Origin of the sequence: Metapseudomonas cellulosilytica (assembly GCF_049334135.1) — a bacterium.
GTDB lineage: Bacteria > Pseudomonadota > Gammaproteobacteria > Pseudomonadales > Pseudomonadaceae > Metapseudomonas.
In genome coordinates, this window is sequence record NZ_JBHZGN010000015.1 from 1 (window position 1) to 18660 (window position 18660).

19 protein-coding genes are annotated in these 18660 nt (G+C 66.9%); 6 read left to right on the forward strand and 13 right to left on the reverse strand.

Annotation, left to right across the window (positions count from 1 at the left end):
* Positions 1 to 88 precede the first annotated feature (88 nt).
* The 3 genes from ACFW0H_RS18795 to ACFW0H_RS18805 are packed head-to-tail and all read right to left on the reverse strand — an operon-like array spanning position 89 to position 1881.
* On the reverse strand, positions 89 to 763 hold the full coding sequence (locus ACFW0H_RS18795) for a GNAT family N-acetyltransferase (RefSeq protein ID WP_422915383.1): 675 nt from the start codon (positions 761 to 763) through the stop codon (positions 89 to 91).
* A 12-nt stretch (positions 764 to 775) separates the two neighbouring features.
* Positions 776 to 1228, reverse strand: a complete 453-nt coding sequence (locus ACFW0H_RS18800) for a GNAT family N-acetyltransferase (protein WP_422915384.1) — start codon at positions 1226 to 1228, stop codon at positions 776 to 778.
* Between the two features lie 20 nt (positions 1229 to 1248).
* Positions 1249 to 1881, reverse strand: a complete 633-nt coding sequence (locus tag ACFW0H_RS18805; protein WP_422915385.1) for an FMN-binding negative transcriptional regulator — start codon at positions 1879 to 1881, stop codon at positions 1249 to 1251.
* A gap of 100 nt (positions 1882 to 1981) precedes the next feature.
* Between ACFW0H_RS18805 and pdxR the strand changes: the two genes are divergently transcribed.
* Positions 1982 to 3454 carry a MocR-like pyridoxine biosynthesis transcription factor PdxR gene (gene pdxR, locus ACFW0H_RS18810; RefSeq protein ID WP_422915386.1) on the forward strand — a complete coding sequence of 491 codons (1473 nt, stop codon included), beginning with the start codon at positions 1982 to 1984 and terminating at the stop codon, positions 3452 to 3454.
* Between the two features lie 223 nt (positions 3455 to 3677).
* On the opposite strand, the gene ACFW0H_RS18815 is transcribed toward pdxR, so the two are convergent.
* Genes ACFW0H_RS18815 through ACFW0H_RS18840 form a run of 6 tightly spaced genes read right to left on the reverse strand, consistent with a single transcriptional unit; the run spans position 3678 to position 8975 of the window.
* Entirely contained in the window at positions 3678 to 4874 is a 1197-nt protein-coding gene (locus ACFW0H_RS18815; protein WP_422915387.1) for a thiolase family protein, read from the reverse strand.
* 13 nt (positions 4875 to 4887) lie between these two features.
* Positions 4888 to 5541 (reverse strand): 3-oxoacid CoA-transferase subunit B, encoded by a 654-nt coding sequence (locus ACFW0H_RS18820; protein WP_422915388.1) that lies wholly within the window; start codon positions 5539 to 5541, stop codon positions 4888 to 4890.
* The gene (locus tag ACFW0H_RS18825; RefSeq protein ID WP_422915389.1) at positions 5516 to 6196 is read right to left on the reverse strand and encodes a CoA transferase subunit A; all 681 of its coding nucleotides are present in this window, start codon (positions 6194 to 6196) and stop codon (positions 5516 to 5518) included. Before ACFW0H_RS18825 ends, ACFW0H_RS18820 begins: the two co-directional genes overlap by 26 nt.
* The gene (locus ACFW0H_RS18830) at positions 6193 to 7521 is read right to left on the reverse strand and encodes an aminotransferase family protein (RefSeq protein WP_422915390.1); all 1329 of its coding nucleotides are present in this window, start codon (positions 7519 to 7521) and stop codon (positions 6193 to 6195) included. The genes ACFW0H_RS18825 and ACFW0H_RS18830 overlap by 4 nt, the downstream gene beginning before the upstream one ends.
* A gap of 33 nt (positions 7522 to 7554) precedes the next feature.
* Positions 7555 to 8316 carry an amino acid ABC transporter ATP-binding protein gene (locus ACFW0H_RS18835; RefSeq protein WP_422915391.1) on the reverse strand — a complete coding sequence of 254 codons (762 nt, stop codon included), beginning with the start codon at positions 8314 to 8316 and terminating at the stop codon, positions 7555 to 7557.
* Entirely contained in the window at positions 8313 to 8975 is a 663-nt protein-coding gene (locus ACFW0H_RS18840) for an amino acid ABC transporter permease (RefSeq protein WP_422915392.1), read from the reverse strand. Before ACFW0H_RS18840 ends, ACFW0H_RS18835 begins: the two co-directional genes overlap by 4 nt.
* Before the next feature lie 242 nt (positions 8976 to 9217).
* Here ACFW0H_RS18840 and ACFW0H_RS18845 point away from each other — a divergent pair, with 242 nt between their 5' ends.
* A complete protein-coding gene (locus ACFW0H_RS18845; protein WP_422915393.1) occupies positions 9218 to 10150 on the forward strand; it encodes a LysR family transcriptional regulator in 933 nt (310 codons plus the stop codon).
* 18 nt (positions 10151 to 10168) lie between these two features.
* Here the strand turns inward: ACFW0H_RS18845 and ACFW0H_RS18850 are convergent, their stop codons facing one another.
* The 3 genes from ACFW0H_RS18850 to aspA all read right to left on the reverse strand — a co-directional run bounded on the left by ACFW0H_RS18850 (position 10169) and on the right by aspA (position 14275).
* The gene (locus ACFW0H_RS18850; RefSeq protein WP_422915394.1) at positions 10169 to 11200 is read right to left on the reverse strand and encodes a histone deacetylase family protein; all 1032 of its coding nucleotides are present in this window, start codon (positions 11198 to 11200) and stop codon (positions 10169 to 10171) included.
* Between the two features lie 10 nt (positions 11201 to 11210).
* A complete protein-coding gene (locus ACFW0H_RS18855; RefSeq protein WP_422915395.1) occupies positions 11211 to 11987 on the reverse strand; it encodes an ABC transporter substrate-binding protein in 777 nt (258 codons plus the stop codon).
* 863 nt (positions 11988 to 12850) lie between these two features.
* Positions 12851 to 14275 carry an aspartate ammonia-lyase gene (gene aspA / locus ACFW0H_RS18860; protein ID WP_422915396.1) on the reverse strand — a complete coding sequence of 475 codons (1425 nt, stop codon included), beginning with the start codon at positions 14273 to 14275 and terminating at the stop codon, positions 12851 to 12853.
* 179 nt (positions 14276 to 14454) lie between these two features.
* On the opposite strand from aspA, the gene ACFW0H_RS18865 reads away from it, so the two are divergent.
* Positions 14455 to 15363: a LysR substrate-binding domain-containing protein gene (locus ACFW0H_RS18865; RefSeq protein ID WP_422915397.1), complete on the forward strand. Its 909-nt coding sequence runs from the start codon at positions 14455 to 14457 to the stop codon at positions 15361 to 15363.
* A gap of 36 nt (positions 15364 to 15399) precedes the next feature.
* Here ACFW0H_RS18865 and adhP read toward each other — a convergent pair whose 3' ends face one another.
* Positions 15400 to 16422, reverse strand: a complete 1023-nt coding sequence (gene adhP / locus ACFW0H_RS18870) for an alcohol dehydrogenase AdhP (protein ID WP_422915398.1) — start codon at positions 16420 to 16422, stop codon at positions 15400 to 15402.
* Positions 16423 to 16686: 264 nt separating this feature from the next.
* Here adhP and purE point away from each other — a divergent pair, with 264 nt between their 5' ends.
* From purE to ACFW0H_RS18885, 3 genes are all read left to right on the forward strand, one after another.
* Positions 16687 to 17178, forward strand: a complete 492-nt coding sequence (gene purE, locus ACFW0H_RS18875; RefSeq protein ID WP_422915399.1) for a 5-(carboxyamino)imidazole ribonucleotide mutase — start codon at positions 16687 to 16689, stop codon at positions 17176 to 17178.
* A gap of 3 nt (positions 17179 to 17181) precedes the next feature.
* Positions 17182 to 18267: a 5-(carboxyamino)imidazole ribonucleotide synthase gene (locus tag ACFW0H_RS18880; protein ID WP_422915400.1), complete on the forward strand. Its 1086-nt coding sequence runs from the start codon at positions 17182 to 17184 to the stop codon at positions 18265 to 18267.
* A gap of 96 nt (positions 18268 to 18363) precedes the next feature.
* Positions 18364 to 18609, forward strand: coding sequence for a GlsB/YeaQ/YmgE family stress response membrane protein (locus tag ACFW0H_RS18885; RefSeq protein ID WP_422915401.1), 246 nt, complete (start codon positions 18364 to 18366; stop codon positions 18607 to 18609).
* Positions 18610 to 18660 lie beyond the last annotated feature (51 nt).

Below are 18660 nucleotides of genomic sequence, written 5' to 3' on the forward strand. Positions count from 1 at the left end.
GGCGAATGAATTCGCCCCTACAGGAGCTGCCCTGCCGTTGTAGGGGCGAATTCATTCGCCAAGGACCGCGTAGCGGTGCCGAAAGGGTTCAGTCCCGCAGCGCCTCCAGCCGCCGCTTCTGCCGCCCTTCGCCATCGAAGTTATCCACAGCCAGCCAGCGCTCGAACGCCTCGCGACACTTCGGCCACTCGCTGTCGATGATGGCGAACCAGGCGGTGTCGCGATTCCGCCCCTTGACGATCATGTGCTGGCGGAACAATCCCTCGTAGCTGAAGCCCAGGCGCTCGGCGGCGCGCATGGAGCGGGCGTTCTGCGCGTTGCACTTCCATTCCAGGCGGCGGTAGCCGAGATCGTCGAAGGCATGCCGGGCCAGCAGCCAGACCGCCTCGGTGGAGCCCGGCGTGCGCTGCATGGCCTTGCCGAAGGCGATATGGCCGATTTCGATGCAGCCGTCCTTCGGCGCGATGCGCAGGTAGCTGAGCACTCCCAATGCGCGGCCGCTGGCCAGGTCGATCACCGTATAGAAGAGCGGGTCGCGGCTGTCGGCATTGCCGGCCAGCCAGGCGTCGAAGGCCTCGCGGCTGGCGAAGGGGCCGTAGGCCAGGTAGTCCCAGAGCGCCGGGTCCGGGCCCTGCAAGGCCGGCCAGAGGTCATCGCCGTGGCGCACCGGGTCCAGTGCTTCCAGGCGCACGAAACGGCCCGGCAGCGGGGTGTGGGCGGGGGCAGGGCGGGGCTGCCATTGGCTCAGGTCCTGGGTGGTCATGGCACTCTCCCTTCAGAGGATCTTGCGGTACTGGACGAAGCCGGAGCGATCCGCGATGCGCTCGTAGAGCTGCATGGCGTCGGTGTTGGTTTCGTGGGTCAGCCAGTGCACCCGCGACGCGCCGGCCGCACGCGCCTCCCCGTAGACGTGTTCGATCAGCTGGCGGCCGATGCCGCCGCCGCGCAGGCCCTCGGCCAAGTAGAGGTCCTGCAGGTAACAGTAGTCGCCAATGGTCCAGCAGCTGCGGTGGAAGATGAAATGCACCAGGCCCACGGCCTTGTCGCCGTACCAGGCGAGGGTCGCATGCATGGGCTCGTCCGGATCGAGGAAGCGCTGCCAGGTGACGGCGCTGGTCTCGCTGGCAATCTCGGTCTTGTAGAAACGCTGGTAGCCCTGCCAGAGCGGCAGCCAGGCGGCGTGGTCGGCGGCGCTGACCGGGCGGATTTCGAGTGGTGCGGCGGACATGGGTTCCTTCCTTTGCTGGGTCAGTCGTTGACGTTCATGCGCGCGGCCAGTTCGTGGTCGCGCGGGTTGGGCGATGTGGCCAGCCCTTCGCGCACGCTGCTCTGGTCCGCGGCGGAACGGTTCTGGCCGAGCTTCCACTTGCCCTCCAGACGGCGGATCGGCAGGGCGAAGCCGACGATGGCGCGAAGCATGGCGTCGAGGTAGTCGCGTGGCGCTTCGTCCACCGACCAGGGCTGCCCGCGGCCGGCCTCATGCTGGTCGCTGAGGCGGCGCACCAGGCGCACCAGACGCTCGGGATCGTCGAATACCTCGGCCTGGCCCCAGGCATGCACGGCGATGTAGTTCCAGGTGGGGACCACCTTGCCGTGCTCGGCCTTGGCCGGGTACCAACTGGGGGTTACATAGGCGTCCGGGCCGGAAAACACCACCAACGCTTCGGTGCCTTCGGCCAGGTCGCGCCAGTGCGGGTTGGCGCGGGCGAAGTGGCCGTAGAGGGTGCCGAACTCGCCCTCGCCGGGCTCCAGCAACAGGGGCAGGTGGCTGGCCAGCAGGCCTTGGGCGCCGGCACTGGTGAGCACCGCGAGGCCGGTGTCGCGCATCTGGGCGTGGAGCTGGACGAGATCGTCCTGACGGAAGGCGGAAGGGACGTACATGCAGGCTTCTCCTGGCGGAATGGCTTCATGCTAGGCAGGATATTGGTCTGTTGTAAGAGCCATTACCCGTCAGTTTGATAGAGCCAATCAGGGGCCGAAGATGCCAGCCACGCCACCCCTTCCCGTCGACCTTTCCGGAATTCGCCTGGATTCCTCCCAAGGGCTGGCGCGCCAGCTCTACCAGGCCCTGCGCGAACGCATCCTCGATGGTCGCCTCGGCAGCCGCGCACGCCTGCCGGCCAGCCGCGACCTGGCGGCGCAACTGGGGGTCTCTCGCAACACCGTGACCCGCGCCCTGGACCAGCTCTACGCCGAGGGCTATGTGGATAGCCGGGTGGGCGACGGCACCTACGTGGCCGAGTTATCCACAGCACGGCGAGCGCCATCGCCGACACCTGCCGGTCCCGCGCCGGGGGCGGCGTTCGAGCGCCTGCAGACCCATCACCTTCCACCGCCGGTGACGGGCGCACCGAGGGCCTTCCGCATCGGCGTGCCGGCCTTCGACCTGTTTCCCTTCGAGACCTGGGCGCGACTCTCGGCACGCTTCTGGCGCAAGCCCTCGCCCGCGCGCCTGGGTTATGGCGACCCGGCGGGGGACTGGGGGCTGCGCGAGCTGGTCGCCGCCTACCTGCGCAGCAGCCGTGGGCTGGCCTGCGACCCGGAGCAGGTGGTGATCACCTGCGGCGCCCAGCAAGCCATCAGCCTCTGCGCCCAATTGCTGGTGCAACCGGGCGATCGGGTCGCCATCGAGAATCCCGGCTATCGCGCCGCCGGCCATGCCTTCGCCGTGGCCGGCGCCGAACTCTGCGGCGTGCCTGTGGATAACGATGGCCTGGACAGCGCCGCGCTGGCGCGGGTGGAGGATTGCCGGCTGGCCTACGTCACGCCCTCGCACCAGTACCCCACCGGCGTCACCCTGTCCCTGGCGCGGCGCCTGGAATTGCTGGAGTGGGCCGAGCGCCAGGGCGGATGGATAGTCGAGGACGATTACGATGGCGAGTACCGCTACAGCGGCACCCCGCTGGCGCCCCTGGCGGCGCTGGACCGGCAGGGGCGGGTGATCTATGTCGGCACCTTCTGCAAGATCACCTTCCCGGCTCTGCGCCTGGGTTACCTGGTGCTGCCCCCGGCGCTGGCCGAGGCCTTCGCCCAGCGCCGCGCGGTGGACATGCGCCACTCGGAGATTGGCACCCAGGCGGTGATGGCCGAATTCATCGCCGCCGGCCACTTCCAGCGCCACGTGCGGCGCATGCGCCAGGCCGCGCGAGCCCGGCGCGATGCCCTGCTGCAGGACTGGCCGGCAGCGATTCCCGGCTGCGCGCCCATGCCGCAAGTGGACGCCGGGCTGCACCTCTGCGTGCGGGTTGAGAGCCTGGCCCGCGAACGGGAACTGCTGGCCGCCGCCCGCGCCGCCGGGGTGGAAATGAACGGCCTCAGCGAATACTGGCTGGAGAACAGTGCCGAGCCTGTGGATATCCGCGCCGGGCTGGTGCTGGGCTTCGCCGCCGTGCCGGAGGCGCAAATCGCCGAGGCGATCCGTGCCCTGCGAAAGGCGTGGGGGATCGCCGTGTAGGATGGGTCGGGCGGCGTTCCGCGAGCCTGCGATACCCATCGTTTCCGTTTGATGGGTATCGCTCCGCTCCACCCATCCTACGATCCTGGTGCTGGGTTTCGCCGCGGTGCCGGAGGCGCGGATCGCCGAGGCGATCCGGACCCTGCGAAAGGCGTGGGGGATCGTCGCGTAGATCCAACCTTCGCCATTTCATTCGCGTCCGCAGCCCTGGCTGGGCGGCGGGTTACAGCGCGCACTCGAACAAGGCTGCCGCGCCCTGGCCGCCGCCGATGCACATGGTCACCACTGCGTATTTCACCTGCCGGCGCCGGGCTTCCAGCAGGGCATGCCCGACCAGGCGGGTGCCGCTCATGCCGTAGGGATGGCCGAGGGCAATGGCGCCGCCGTTGACGTTGACCCTGTCCTCGGGCAGCTGCAGCGCACGGATGCAGTACAGCACCTGGGAGGCGAACGCCTCGTTGAGCTCCCATAGGCCGATGTCCTCCACCTGCAAGCCGTTGCGTCGCAGCAGCTTGCGCACCGCCGGCACCGGGCCGATGCCCATCTCGTCCGGCGCGCAGCCTTCCACCACGCAGCTGACCAGGCGCCCCAACGGGAGCAGGTCGTGACGGCGCAGCATCGCCTCGGAGACCACCAGGCAGGCGGCGGCGCCGTCCGACAGCGGGCAGGCGTTGCCGGCGGTGACACTGCCGTTGTCGAAGACCGGCTTCAAGGCGGCGAGGCCCTCCAGGCTGGTGGCCGGGCGGGCGCATTCGTCGTGCTCCAGGCGGATCTCGACCGACTCTTCCCGACCGCTGTCTCTATCGGTGCGCAGGGACTGCACGCGGACGCCGACTATTTCTTCGGCGAAGATGCCGCGCGCCTGGGCCTGCGCGGCGCGTTGCTGGCTGCGCAAGGCGTAGGCGTCCTGCTCGTTGCGGCTGACGGCGTAGCGCCGGGCCACCACCTCGGCGGTCTGCGCCATCGGCATGTAGACGCTGGGCAGACGTTGCATCAGGCCCCGGTCCTGGCGCCGGTGGGCGTTCATGTGCGCGTTCTGCACCAGGCTGATGGATTCCACCCCGCCGGCCAGGATCAGCTCGCCGTCGCCGGCCTGGATGCGCTGGCTGGCGATGGCGATGGACATCAGTCCGGAGGAGCACTGGCGGTCCACCGTCATGCCCGGGGTACGCAGCGGCAGGTCGGCGGCGAGCGCCGCCATGCGGCCGATGTTGTAGTACTGCGAGCCTTCCGGCAGGGCACAACCGAGGATCACATCGTCGACCCGCTCGGGGTCGATGGCGCTGCGCCGGACCAGGGCATCCAGCGCCAGGGCCGCGAGGCTTGGCGCGTCGGTGTCGTTGAAGGCGCCCTTGTAGGCGCGGCCGATGGGCGTGCGGACGTAGGCGGCGACATAGGCCGCCGTCGAGGCGTGATTCATGATGGACTCCGGATCAGGGGCGGGCGTCGCGGAACGGCGCGGTGATCGCTTGCAGTTGGGCGGGGCTGAGGTCGCTGAGGATCTCCCGCAGCAGCAGACCTTCGGCACCGATATCGAACACCGCGTGCTCGGTGATGACCCGGCTCACGCAGCGGCGGGCGGTCAGCGGCAGGTCGCAGCGCTCGACGATCTTGGCGCGGCCGTCCTTGTCGCAGTGCGGCATGGTGACGATCACGCGGCGGGCCTTCTGCGCCAGTTCGGCGCCGCCGCCGATACCGGCGACCACCTTGCCCGGCACCAGCCAGTTGGCCAGGTCGCCATGCCGGGAGACCTGCAGGGCTCCGAGGAAGGTGATGTCCAGCAGGCCGCGGCGGATGATGCCGAACGACGTGGCGCTGTCGACGATGGCTCCGCCGGGAACCAGGGTGACGTAGCCGCCGCCGGCGTCGATCAGTTCGGCGTCGAGCTGATCCCGGGCAGCTTGCGGGCCGACGCCGACAATGCCGTTTTCCGAGTGGATCCAGACTTGCACGCCGTCCGGTACGAAGGCCGGGATCAGGGTTGGCAGACCGATGCCGAGGTTGACCAACTGACCGTCGCGCACTTCGGCGGCGGCGCGCCGGGCGATCACCTGGCGCGGGTCAGCGGGGGATGGGCTGGTATTCATGGGAGCTCCTGTCGACCTGCACCAGGCGGTGCACGAAGAGGCCGGGGGTGTGGATGCTGTCGGGCCGCAGCGGCTGTTCGTGGAGGGCGTAGACCTCGGCGATCACGCAGTCGGCAGCCATCGCCATGAGCGCGCCAAAATTGCGCGAGGTGCCCTGGTGGCGGAGGTTGCCGCTGTGGTCGGCGGCATGTCCGGTGATGAAGGCGTAGTCGGCTTTCAGCGCCGGCTCGACGTACAGATGGCGGCCGCCATAGTTCACCGTCTGGCGCGCCTGGCCGAGTTCCGTCGGGACCTCCAGGTCGGTGAGGAAAGCCGGCAGGCCAACGCCCGCGCAGCGGATGCGCTCGGCGAACAGGCCCTGGGAGACGAACTCCACCTCCAGCGTGCCGGCGGTATAGGCGCGCCGCGCCGCGCCACTGAGGCCGAGGTGGGTAGTGACCATCTTGCGCACGACCCCGGCTTCGATCAGCCGCGAGACGCCGTAGCCGTCTTCGTTGGCGTCGTTCTTGATGATCACCAGGTCGCGCTTGCCTTGCCGGGCCAGTTCGTCCAGCAGGGTGAAGGGCGTGCCCGGCGAGCCGAAGCCACCGACCATGATGGTGCTGCCATCGGCCACCGGAGCGACGGCGTCGGCCAGGGAAAACAGCTTGTTCATGGGCGGACCTGCTGGGCCTGGAAGGCGTCGAAGGTCTGGCCGAGCAGCTCGACGATCTCGTCGCACTGGGCGCGGCTGGTGACCAGTGGCGGCGAGATCAGCGTGTGATCGCCTTTCTCGCCCATCAGCGAGCGGCGCGGGTAGATGATCAGGCCGCGCTCGCGGGCCAACCGGGTCATGGCGTCGCTGACGTTGCGCGCCAGCGGGAAGGGCTCCTTGCTGTCGCGGTCGGCGACGTACTCGATCGCCTGGAGGTAGCCCAGGCCGCGTACATCACCGATGAATTCATAGCGTTTGCCGAGCGCCTGCAGACGCTGCAGCAGGTAGGCGCCATTGTCGGCGACCCGCTGTACCAGGTTCTCGTCCTCGATGGCCTGGAGCACCGCCAGCGCGGTGGCGCAGGCCAGGGGATTGCCCGCGTAGGTATAGCCGTGCTGGAAGCCGCCGGAGGCGAGGATCGGCTCGGTGAGTTCGGCGCGGGTAAGCACCGCCGACACCGGGTAATAGCCGGCGCCGAGGCCCTTGGCCAGGCAGACGATGTCGGCCTTCACGTTCCAGTGCTCGTAACCGAACCAGCGGCCAGTGCGGCCGATGCCGGTCATCACCTCGTCGAGGATCAGGAGGATGCCGTGGCGCCGGCAGATTTCCTCGATTCGTGGGAAGTAGGCGGCGTGGGGGACTTCGGCGCCGGTGCTGGCACCGCCGACCGGTTCGGCAATGAAGGCCGCGACCTTTTCCGCGCCGACCGCCAGGATCGCTGCCTCCAGTTCGTCGGCGCAGGCCAGGGCGTGGGCCTCGGCGGTCAGGCCGGCGGGTACCCGGTACTGGGTGGGCGAGGCGATCTTCGGATAGTGCTGGAACATGGGTTCGAAGGGTGCGGTCAGCGGGGTGTAGCTGGTCATCGCCAGCGCGCCCATGGTCGAGCCGTGGTACGCCGGCTTGCGGCTGATGAACACCTGGCGCTGCGGCTCGCCCCGGTTGAACCAGTACTGGCGGGCGATCTTCAGCGCCGACTCCACCGACTCGGAGCCGCCGGAAGAGAAGAACACCCGGTCGAAGCGCTGGCCGGTAAGGTTGACCAGGCGTTCGGCAAGGTCCAGCGCCGGCTGGTTCTCGAACTGTGTGCGGTAGGCGAAGGCAACCTTGTCCAGCTGCGCCAGCATGGCCTCGCGCACCGCCGGGTGGCCGTGGCCGAGCTGGGCGACTATGGCCCCGGAGCAGGCGTCGATGTAGCGCTTGCCGTGCTCGTCCCAGGCGTAGATGCCTTCGGCACGGTCGATGGTCGGCAGGCGCGTGGCAGATTGGTAGAACAGGTAATCGGACATGTGGGACCCCATGGGAAACGGGCGGCAGCGGCGTCAGCCGATATCCGCGAGGAACTGTCGGGTGCGTGGTTGTTGTGGTGCGCCGAATACCTGCGCCGGCGTGCCCTGCTCGACGATGTTGCCGCCGGCCATGAACACCACGCGGTCGGCGACCTTTTCGGCGAAGCGCATCTCGTGGGTCACCACCATCATGGTCATGCCGCTGCTGGCCAGGCTTTCCATGACCGAGAGGACGCCGCCGACCATTTCCGGGTCGAGCGCCGAGGTCGGTTCATCGAACAGCATGGCGTCCGGCTTGAGCGCCAGCGCCCGGGCGATGGCGACGCGCTGCTTCTGTCCGCCGGAGAGGTTGCCGGGGTAGACGTCGCGCTTGTCCAGCACGCCGACCTTGGCCAGCAGCTCTTCCGCTTCGGCACGGGCCTGGCGCGGGTCGACGCCCTGTAGCTGGGTCGGCGCGATGGTGATGTTTTCCAGGACCGTGAGGTGCGGAAACAGATTGAAGTGCTGGAACACCATGCCGACCTTCATGCGCATGGCATTGAGGTAGCTCTCCCTGGCCCGGTGACTGCGCTTGCGGTCATTGACCAACTGGTCCTGGAACAGGATCTGGCCGGCGCTCGGCTCCTCGAGCATGTTCACGCAGCGCAACAAGGTGCTCTTGCCGGAGCCGCTGGGGCCGATCAGCACCACCACTTCGCCCTTGTGCACATCCAGATCGATGCCTTTGAGGACTTCCAGCGCGCCGTAGCGCTTGTGCACGTTCTTCAACTGGATCTGCGCATTGCCGGTGTTCATGTGCGTCCTCCCTTGAGCAGCAGGCGCCGCTCGAACAGTTGCAGCATCAGGCTGGTGATGGTGGTGAGCAGCGCGTAGATCAGCGCGCAGGCGAAATACAGCTCGAACGGCTTGAAGGTGGCGCCGACCAGTTGCTGGGTGCGCATGAACAGTTCGGCCAGGGTGATGGTGGAAACCAGCGAGGTGTCCTTGATCAGGATGATCAGGTTGTTGCCCAGCGGCGGCACGATCAGCTTGAAGGCCTGCGGCAGGATGATCAGGCGCATGGTCCGGCCGGCGCCGAAACCGAGCGAGCGCGAGGCTTCGACCTGCCCGTGGGGGATGGCCTGGATCCCGGCGCGGATGGTTTCTGCGTTGTAGGCGCCGACGTTGAGTGCCAGGCCGATCACCCCGGAGACGAAGGGGGAAAGCTCCAGGCCGAACTGTGGCAGGCCGAAGTAGATGATGAACAGTTGCACCAGCAGCGGCGTGGAGCGGATCAGCCAGATGTAGCCGGCGGCGAGCCAGCGCAGGGGCGTGTGCCGAGACAGCCGGGCGAGGGCGGCGAGGAGGCCGAACAGCAGGCCGAGGAGAATGGCGAGCACGGTCAGCTCGACGGTGATGCCGGCTGCCTTGAACAGCATCGGCAGGTATTGGAGCACCAGGTTGAAGTCGAACATTCTTATTCTCTTGTGCTGTCGACGGAGGGCATGACGCGCCATGGTGAGTTACTTCACGCTGGCGGTCGGCGGAGATTGACCGGGTCTTACCTATCAATTGTTTTCATACCCTGACGTTTCATTGAAGCCCTTTACTTGCAAGGGCTACAGTGCTGTCTGAGCGCGTAGTGAGTCTTGCATTGGGAAAAAACAGCGTCAATTTATGATATTTTTTAATCATTTGACCGACCCGGAGCTCTGCCATGCGTACGGACTTCAGCCTGCGGGACCTGGAAATCTTTCACGCCATCGCCACCACCGGCTCTACCCGCCAGGCGGCGCTGCAGCTGGGCCTCACCCAGTCGGCGGTCAGCCATGCCCTGGCACGGCTGGAGGAGTCACTGAAGATTCGCCTGTTCGCCCGCGAGAACCAGCGGCTGCAGATCACCGCGGCGGGGCGCTACATGCTCAACGAGGCGGTGCAGCTGATGGCCAACCTGGCGCGTATCGAAGGGGATATTTCCGTGCTCCAGGACAGCGGCGTGGCATCGCTCAGGCTCGGCTGCGCGCCGGGCCTGGGGCATCGCTTCGGTCCGCGCCTGGTGTGGCACTACCTGCAGGCGCACCCGGGGATCGCCGTCTCCCTCGACGTCGCCGCCAGCGGCTGGCTGATCGCCGAGGTAGAGGCGGGACGGCTCGATCTCGCGCTGGTGGCCTACGAGGTGCATGAGCCGAACCTGCTGTTCACGCCAGTGGTGGCGGCGCGTATGCGCGCGCTGCTGCCGGCGGACAGCCCGTTGGCGGCACAGGCGCAGGTCGAACTGGCCGACCTGGACGGTCAGACGCTGATCAAGCCCATCCAGTCCGACCACCTGATCTATCGCGACAACAGCTTGCGCCGCCTGTTGCGCCACGAGCTGCAGGCCAGCCTGTCCTCCATCGGCGCGATGATCGAGTTCAGCGGCGGCCTGAGCCTGGTGAATGCGATTACCGCCGCCGACCTTTGCGAAAACCCCCGCCTGTGCAGCCGGCCCTTCGCCCTGGAGCAGTGGTTCAATTTCTACCTGGTGTACCGGCAGGAGCTGAAGAGCAATCGCCTGGTCGGCGATATCCGCCAGGCCCTGGACGCGGTGGTGGAGGAGATGCGTCGGCGCGAGGATTGCGCCGACGCGTTGCGCCAGGGGCCGACGGGCTGAAGCCGGAGCGTGCCGGGGTCAGGCCTGGCGCCTTGACCCCAGGAAGCCACCGAAGAACTGCTCGGCATTGGCTTGCAGGCTGTCCAGGTGGTAACCGCCTTCCTGCACGATCAGCGTTGGCAGGCCGAGCAGGCCGATGTCCCGGCCGAGCCGGGCGAAACCTGCGCTGCTCACGGCCACTTGCGACTGCGGGTCTTCCACGTAGATGTCGAACCCCAGCGACAGCACCAGCACGTCTGGCTCGAAGCGCCGCAGCGCGGCGACAGCGCGCTCCAGTTGCTCGAAGAACACGGACTCCGGTGAGCCGTGGGGCATGCAGAGGTTGATGTTGTAGCCGTGTCCGGCGCCGCTTCCGCGTTCGTCCTCGTAGCCGGCGACCACCGGATAGTAATTGGTCGGATCGCCGTGGATCGACACGTAGAGCACGTCGTCGCGCTCGTAGAAGATTTCCTGGATGCCCTGGCCGTGGTGCATGTCGGTATCCAGGATCGCCACTCTCTCATAGCCCTGTCGCAGGTACTGGGCGGCGATAGCAGCGTTGTTCAGGTAGCAGAAGCCGCCGGCGGCGTCGTGCCGCGCATGGTGTCCCGGCGGACGGCACAGGGCATAGGCTTCGGCGCGGCCATCGAGCAGGGTGCGGGCCCCGGCGATGGCGCTTTGCGCCGACCAGTAGGCGGCGCGCCAGGTCTGTTCGCCCACCGGGCAACTGCCATCGGCCAAGTAGCGCGCTGCCTTGGCGAGAATGCCGCGCAGCGGGTTGGGTTCGCGGATGAAGACGTTGGACATCACCTCGTCGCCCCAGTCCTGCCCGGTGGCCAGCCATTCGCGATGGGCCTCCTCGAGGAAGCGCAGGTATTCGGCGCTGTGCACGGCCTGCAGCGGCTGCATGCCGAAGTCCTCCGGCTGGCGCAGCTCGAAGCCGAGGCGCTCGACCGCTTGCAGCAGGCGTCGCGGGCGTTCGGGTATTTCCTGCGGGGTGCGCATCTGTCCGCGCGAAAGGTAGCTGCGCGGATGGTGCAGGTACTGGTCGGGGTGGAAGTAGGTCAGCATCGTTCGTCCCTCAACGAATGTCGGTTCCCAGCCATTTCTGGCTGATGCCGCTATAGGTGCCGTTGGCGGTGATCTCGGCCAGTGCGGCATTGATCGCGGCTTTCAGCTCGGGGCTGTCCTTGCGCACGGCGATACCCATCTTTTCCGGATAGAGCAGTTCGCCTGCCGGCCTGGCGTCCAGGCGCCGGTCGCGAATGGTCAGCAGGCCGGCGATCTTGTCGGTGACGAAGCCGTCGATGCGCTTGTTCTGCAGGTCGAGGAGGATATCGGGCAGGCCCTTGTAGGTCTTCAGGGTGACGTTCGGCTTGTGCTCGCGCAGCCAGCCCTCGTAGGTCTCGCCAAGGGTAATGCCGATCACCTTGGCGTCCATTTCGTCGATACCCCGGACGGGGCTGTCCTGGCGGACGAACAATTGGGCGCCGGACTGGTAGTAGGGTTCGGAGAAGTCCACGGCCTTGAGGCGTTCGTCGGTGATCGCCAGGCTGCCGATGATGGCGTCGTACTTGCCGGCCAGCAGGCCGCCGATGATGCCGTCCCAGGCGGTGGTGACCGGCATGGGTTGCACGCCGATGCGCTGTGCCAGGCTGTCGCCGATGTCGACGTCGAAACCCTGCAGCTTGCCGTCCAGGTCGATGAAGCTGAACGGCGGGTACTTGCCGGTCAGGGCGAACTTCAGCTCGCCCTTCTGCTTCACGGTTTCCAGGTCGCCGGCATGGGCAGCGAGCGAAGCGATGCAGGAAGTGGCCAGCAGGATGCCGGCGGCCAGGGTACGGATTGTTTTTATCATTGGCGTGGTTCCCGGTTGGTTGTGGGGCGGTGCAACGGACCGCCGCAGTGTTTCAATCGGCTCCCAGTGGCGTCAATCTATGTTGTTTTTCAATCAGTTGAGTCGTTTTTGTAAGCACCTTGGCGGATTTTCGCGGCCACTTGCGTGGGCTGGCCTTGGGCAAGGTCACGCCCGGCACAGGTCTCGGGATGATGGATTGGCTGCGGACCGTTGTTGCGGAGGATCGGGCCCCGCGATCCGGTAGGGGCGATTCAGTTGGCTGTGTCTGCATTAAGTGTTGCTAGAACGCCCTGAGCCAAGCTGATTATCGAGTGGACTGTGAGTCCTTGTTTCGCCTCCCGGCGAGTCACTTCTTTCAAACGCCAAAGAAGTAACCAAGAACGCTTGCCCCTACATCCGGCCCCGGCTTCGCCGGGGTTCCCTCCCTCCATCGTTGCGCCGGGGGCTCGGCGTGAGGGGCCATCCGTGGCCCCGCACGCCTCTCGCGGCATCCATGCCGCTCGTCCCCCTCTGCAACGATTCCGCTCGGCCTCCTGACGGGGCGGAGGCGCTGCCCCACCTCTCCGGCGTCGGTTCAGGCACTGAGCAGGCATCAGGACTGCCGCGCCTTGTCAGGCGCGCGTCACCCCTCTCCCTCCGGGAGAGGGGCCGGGGGTGAGGGAAGTGTCAGGCGGATACGGAGAGCTGAAGGGCCCGCACTAGAGGCTTCTATTCGGTTCTGCAACAACTAACGCAGACATAGCCAATCAGTTCGCCAGGGAGCGCGCAGTGGTCCCGCTTTCCTGCAGGCAAAAAAAAGGATGGTCAGGCGACCATCCTTTGGAATGAGGGGCTGCGCCCCTCCTGGTGAGTTCGTTGCCTGATCAGCCCTTCAGCGGCACGAGGCGCGGGGCGATCATGTTTTCCGGGCGCAGGATGTCGGCCAGCATGGATTCGTCCAGCAGCTTCTCCTCGCGCACCAGTTCCAGCACGCCGCGGCCGCTTTCCAGGGCTTCCTTGGCAATGCGGGTGGCGTTCTCGTAGCCGATATAGGGGTTCAGCGCGGTGATCAGGCCGATGGAGTTCTCCATCAGGCGGCGGCAGTGCTCGACGTTGGCGGTGATGCCGACGATGCAATGCTCGCGGAGCATGTCCATGGCGCGTTGCAGCAGGCGGATCGAGTCGAAGATCTTGTAGGCGATCAGCGGCTCCATCACGTTCAGCTGCAGCTGGCCGCCTTCGGCCGCCAGGGTCAGGGCCAGGTCGTTGCCGATGACTTCGAAAGCCACCTGGTTGACCGCCTCCGGGATCACCGGGTTGACCTTGCCCGGCATGATCGAGCTGCCCGGCTGGCGCGGCGGCAGGTTGATCTCGTTGATGCCGGTACGCGGGCCGCTGGAGAGCAGGCGCAGGTCGTTGCAGATCTTCGACAGCTTGACCGCGGTGCGCTTGAGCATGCCGGAGAACAGCACGAAGGCGCCCATGTCGGAGGTGGCTTCGATCAGGTCGGCGGCTGGGACGACCGGGTGGCCGCTGATGGCTGCCAGGCGCTCGACGGCCAGCTTCTGATAGCCCGGGTCGGCGTTGATGCCGGTGCCGATGGCGGTGCCGCCGAGGTTCACTTCAGTCAGCAGCTCGGGCGCCAGGCGACGCAGGCGGTCGAGGTCTTCGCCCAGGGTGGTGGCGAAGGCATGGAATTCCTGGCCGAGGGTCATGGGCACCGCGTCCTGCAGCTGGGTACGGCCCATCTTCAGTACGTCGGCGAACTCTTCGCCCTTGGCGGCGAAGGCCTGGATCAGGCTGTCGAGGCTGGCCAGCAGGGCGTCGTGGCCCAACAGCAGGCCGAGGCGAATGGCGGTGGGGTAGGCGTCGTTGGTCGACTGCGCCATGTTCACGTCGTTGTTCGGGTGCAGGTACTTGTACTCACCCTTCTGCTTGCCCATGGCCTCGAGGGCGATGTTGGCAATCACCTCGTTGGCGTTCATGTTGGTGGAGGTACCGGCGCCACCCTGGATCATGTCCACCACGAACTGGTCGTGGAAGTCGCCGCGGATCAGGCGGGCACAGGCTTCGCTGATGGCGGCGTGTTTTTCGGCGCTGAGGTGGCCGAGCTGCTTGTTCGCATCGGCGGCGGCCTGCTTGACCATGGCCAGGGCGATGACCAGCTTCGGATAGTGCGACAGCGGCACGCCGGACAGGCGGAAGTTGTGAACCGCGCGCAGGGTCTGGATGCCGTAGTAGGCCTCGGAGGAAACTTCGAGGGTACCGAGCAGGTCTTTTTCGATGCGGAAGGATGCAGCGGAGGACATGATGTCATTCATCTCTGGGGGAGCGCGGCAAGTGCCGCGATGCCCAATAATCTAGGCCTGTAGCCATTTGTCGGCCAATGCTGTTATTCGCTGCCCTATGCACAATCGGCATAATGTCCGAGTGACGCGGGTTTGACCGCGAGCGTGTGCACCAAAATCGAGCATTCTGGAAACCTCAGATGAACCTGGAAACCAAGTGGCTGGAAGACTTCGTCGCCCTGGCCAATACCCGCAGCTTCTCCCAGGCCGCCGAGCGGCGCTTCGTCACCCAGCCTGCCTTCAGCCGGCGCATCCGCAGCCTCGAGGCGGCGCTGGGGCTGACCCTGGTGAACCGCTCGCGCACGCCGGTGGAGCTGACCGAGTCGGGCCAGCTGTTCCTGGTCACCGCGCGCAGCATGGTGGATCAACTGGGCGAGGTGGTGCGCCACTTGCACCACCTGGAGGGCCAGCAGGGCGAGGTGCTGCAGTTCGCCGCCGCCCACTCCCTGGCCCTGGGCTTCTTCCCGCAGTGGATCGCGCGGCTGCGCGGCGAAGGGCTGAACATCGCCAGCCGCCTGATCGCCACCAACGTGGGTGAGGCGGTGCACTCGCTGCGCGAGGGCGGTTGCGACCTGATCCTGGCCTTCTACGACCCGGATGCATCTCTGCAGATGGACCCGGAAATCTTTCCGTCGATGCACCTGGGCCGCACCGAGATGCTCCCGGTCTGCGCGGTGGGCGACGACGGCAAGCCGCTCTTCGAGCTGGACAGCGGGCAGAGCGTGCCGCTGCTCGCCTACAGCGCCGGCGCCTTCCTCGGCCGTTCGGTGAACATCCTGCTGCGCCAGCGCGCGCTGCGTTCGACCACCGTCTACGAGACCGCCATGGCCGACAGCTTGAAGAGCATGGCCCTGCAGGGCCTGGGGGTGGCCTGGGTGCCGCGCTTCAGTGCCCAGGCCGAACTGGCGCGCGGTGACCTGGTGGTCTGTGGCGGCAGCCAGTGGCACGTGCCGCTGGAGATTCGCCTGTACCGCTGCGCCCTGGTGCGCAAGGCCGCCGTACGCCTGCTCTGGCGCAAGCTGGAAGGCGGCATGGGCGGCGAGGGCTGAGGGTGGGGGAGCCGGCCGGGCCGGCTCCCGTAGGGATCACATCTCGACGACGATCCGCCCTTCGATCCGGCCGGCGCGCATTTGCTCGAAGATGCCGTTGATGTTGTCCAGCTTGTCGCGGTGGATGGTGGCCTTGACCAGGCCTTCGCCAGCGAAGTCCAGGGCTTCCTGCAGGTCGGCGCGGGTGCCGACGATGGAACCGGTGATGCTGATGGCCTTGAGCACCACGTCGAAGATCGGCGTGGGGAAGTCTCCCGGCGGCAGGCCCACCAGGGCCACGGTGCCACCGCGCCGGGCCATGCCGATGGCCTGGCCGAAGGCGCTGTTGGATACCGCCGTGACCAGCACGCCGTGGGCGCCACCGATGTCGCGCTGGATCACCTCGGCAGGGTTCTCGTTGCGGGCGTTGATGGTCAGGCTGGCGCCCAGCTTGCGTGCCAGTTCCAGCTTGGCGTCGTCGACGTCGATGGCGGCCACGTGCAGGCCCATGGCGCGGGCGTACTGCACGGCGACATGGCCGAGGCCGCCGATGCCGGAAATCGCCACCCACTGGCCGGGCCGCGCCTGGGTGACCTTGAGGCCCTTGTAGACGGTGACGCCGGCACAGAGGATTGGCGCGATCTCGGCGAATTCGACGTTTTTCGGCAGGATTCCGACGTAGTTGGGGTCAGCCAGCACATACTCGGCATAGCCGCCGTTCACCGAGTAACCGGTGTTCTGCTGGCTCTCGCAAAGGGTTTCCCAGCCGGTCAGGCAATGCTCGCAGCAACCGCAGGCGGTGTAGAGCCAGGGCACGCCGACCCGGTCGCCTTCCTTGACCCGGGTCACGCCGGCGCCCACCGCCGCCACATGGCCCACGCCCTCATGGCCGGGGATGAAGGGCAGGCTCGGCTTCACCGGCCAGTCGCCTTCGGCGGCGTGCAGGTCGGTGTGGCAGACACCCGAGGCCTCGATCTTCACCAGGATCTGTCCGGGGCCGGGCAGGGGAACCTTCACTTCCTCGATCCGCAAGGGCTCGCCAAAGGCGTGGACCACCGCGGCTTTCATGGTCTGGTTCATGGCATTCACCTCCTTGGTTGAGGTGTCCGATTCTGCGCCGCCGAGTGGTGCGGACCTTGCTCTGGAGCAAGGTTTTGCCGGGTCGGGAGGCTCTATTGCCGGGCTCTGGACGAGTGGTCAGTGCAAATGCACGCCGGACGCGGCTTTGCGTTATACTGCGCGGCCTTCGGCCGGCAGCGCGCCCCGCAATACCGGCCCCCATTGCACAACAAGCCACGCCATTGCGTGGCTTGTTGGTTTTTCGACCATTGACGAGGCACGACGATGAGCGCACTGGTAGGCGTGATCATGGGCTCCAAGTCCGACTGGAGCACCCTCAGCCACACCGCCGACATGCTGGAAAAGCTGGGCATTCCCTTTGAAGTGAAGGTGGTTTCCGCCCACCGCACCCCGGACCTGCTGTTCCAGTACGCCGAAGAGGCCGAGGCCCGTGGCATCGAGGTGATCATCGCCGGCGCCGGTGGTGCCGCCCACCTGCCGGGCATGTGTGCCGCCAAGACCCACCTGCCGGTGCTCGGTGTGCCGGTGCAGTCGTCCATGCTCTCGGGCGTCGACTCCCTGCTGTCCATCGTGCAGATGCCCGCCGGCATCCCGGTCGGCACCCTGGCCATCGGCAAGGCCGGCGCGATCAACGCTGCCCTGATGGCCGCCAGCATCCTCGGCGGCAAGTACCCGAAGTACCACGTGGCGCTGAAGGACTTCCGTCGCGAGCAGACCGACATGGTCCTGGACAACCCGGACCCGCGTGAGGCCTGACCCATGAAGATCGGCGTAATCGGTGGCGGCCAGCTAGGCCGCATGCTGGCCCTGGCGGGCACCCCGCTGGGCATGAACTTCGCCTTCCTCGACCCGGCGCCGGACGCCTGCTCCGCCGCCCTGGGCGAGCATATCCGCGCCGACTACGGCGACCAGGACCACCTGCGCCAACTGGCCGATGAGGTGGACCTGGTGACCTTCGAGTTCGAGAGCGTGCCGGCCGAGACCGTGGCCTTCCTCTCGCAGTTCGTGCCGGTCTACCCGAGCGCCGAATCCCTGCGCATCGCCCGCGACCGCTGGTTCGAGAAGTCCATGTTCAAGGACCTCGGCATTCCCACCCCGGAATTCGCCGATATCCAGTCCCAGGCCGACCTCGACGCCGCTACCGCCCGCATCGGCCTGCCGGCGGTGCTCAAGACCCGCACCCTGGGCTACGACGGCAAGGGCCAGAAGGTCCTGCGCACCCCTGCGGACGTGGCCGGCGCCTTTGCCGAGCTGGGCAGCGTGCCCTGCATTCTCGAAGGCTTCGTGCCCTTCACCGGCGAAGTCTCGCTGGTGGCGGTACGCGCCCGTAATGGTGAAACCCGCTTCTACCCGCTGGTGCACAACACCCACGAGACCGGCATCCTGCGCCTGTCCATCGCCAGCACCGACCATCCGCTGCAGGCCCTGGCCGAGGATTATGTCGGCCGGGTGCTGGAGAAGCTCGACTATGTCGGCGTACTGGCCTTCGAGTTCTTCGAAGTGGACGGCGGCCTGAAAGCCAACGAGATCGCCCCGCGGGTGCACAACTCCGGCCACTGGACCATCGAAGGCGCCGAGTGCAGCCAGTTCGAGAACCACCTGCGCGCCGTCGCCGGCCTGCCGCTGGGCTCCACCGCCAAGCTGGGGGAGAGCGCCATGCTCAACTTCATTGGTGAAGTGCCGGCTGTGGATAAGGTCGTCGCCATCGCCGACTGCCACCTGCACCACTACGGCAAGGCCTTCAAGGCCGGCCGCAAGGTGGGCCACGCCACCGTCCGCAGCGCCGACCGCGCGACCCTCGATCGCCAGATCGCCGAAGTCGAAGCGCTGATCGTCAAGGCCTGATGCCCGCCCGGCCGCTCCGCAAGGGGTGGCCGATGGCGAGCCATATTGCGGGCAACTAGGCTCAGGCATGCCTCAACTACCTTCGGAGGGCATGACATGGGCATCATCGGCACCATCATCATCGGGCTGATCGTTGGCCTGATCGCACGCTTCATCAAACCCGGCGACGACAGCATGGGCTGGATCATGACGATCCTGCTCGGCGTTGGCGGTTCGCTGTTGGCCACCTATGGCGGCCAGGCCGTGGGCATCTACCAGGCCGGACAGGCAGCGGGCTTCATCGGCGCGGTGGTAGGCGCGGTGGTGCTGCTGGTCATCTACGGCGTTGTGAAGAAGACTTAGCTGACCGCTCCTCGGTGGGGCTGGGAACCGGCCCGGTGCAGGGTTAGTCTT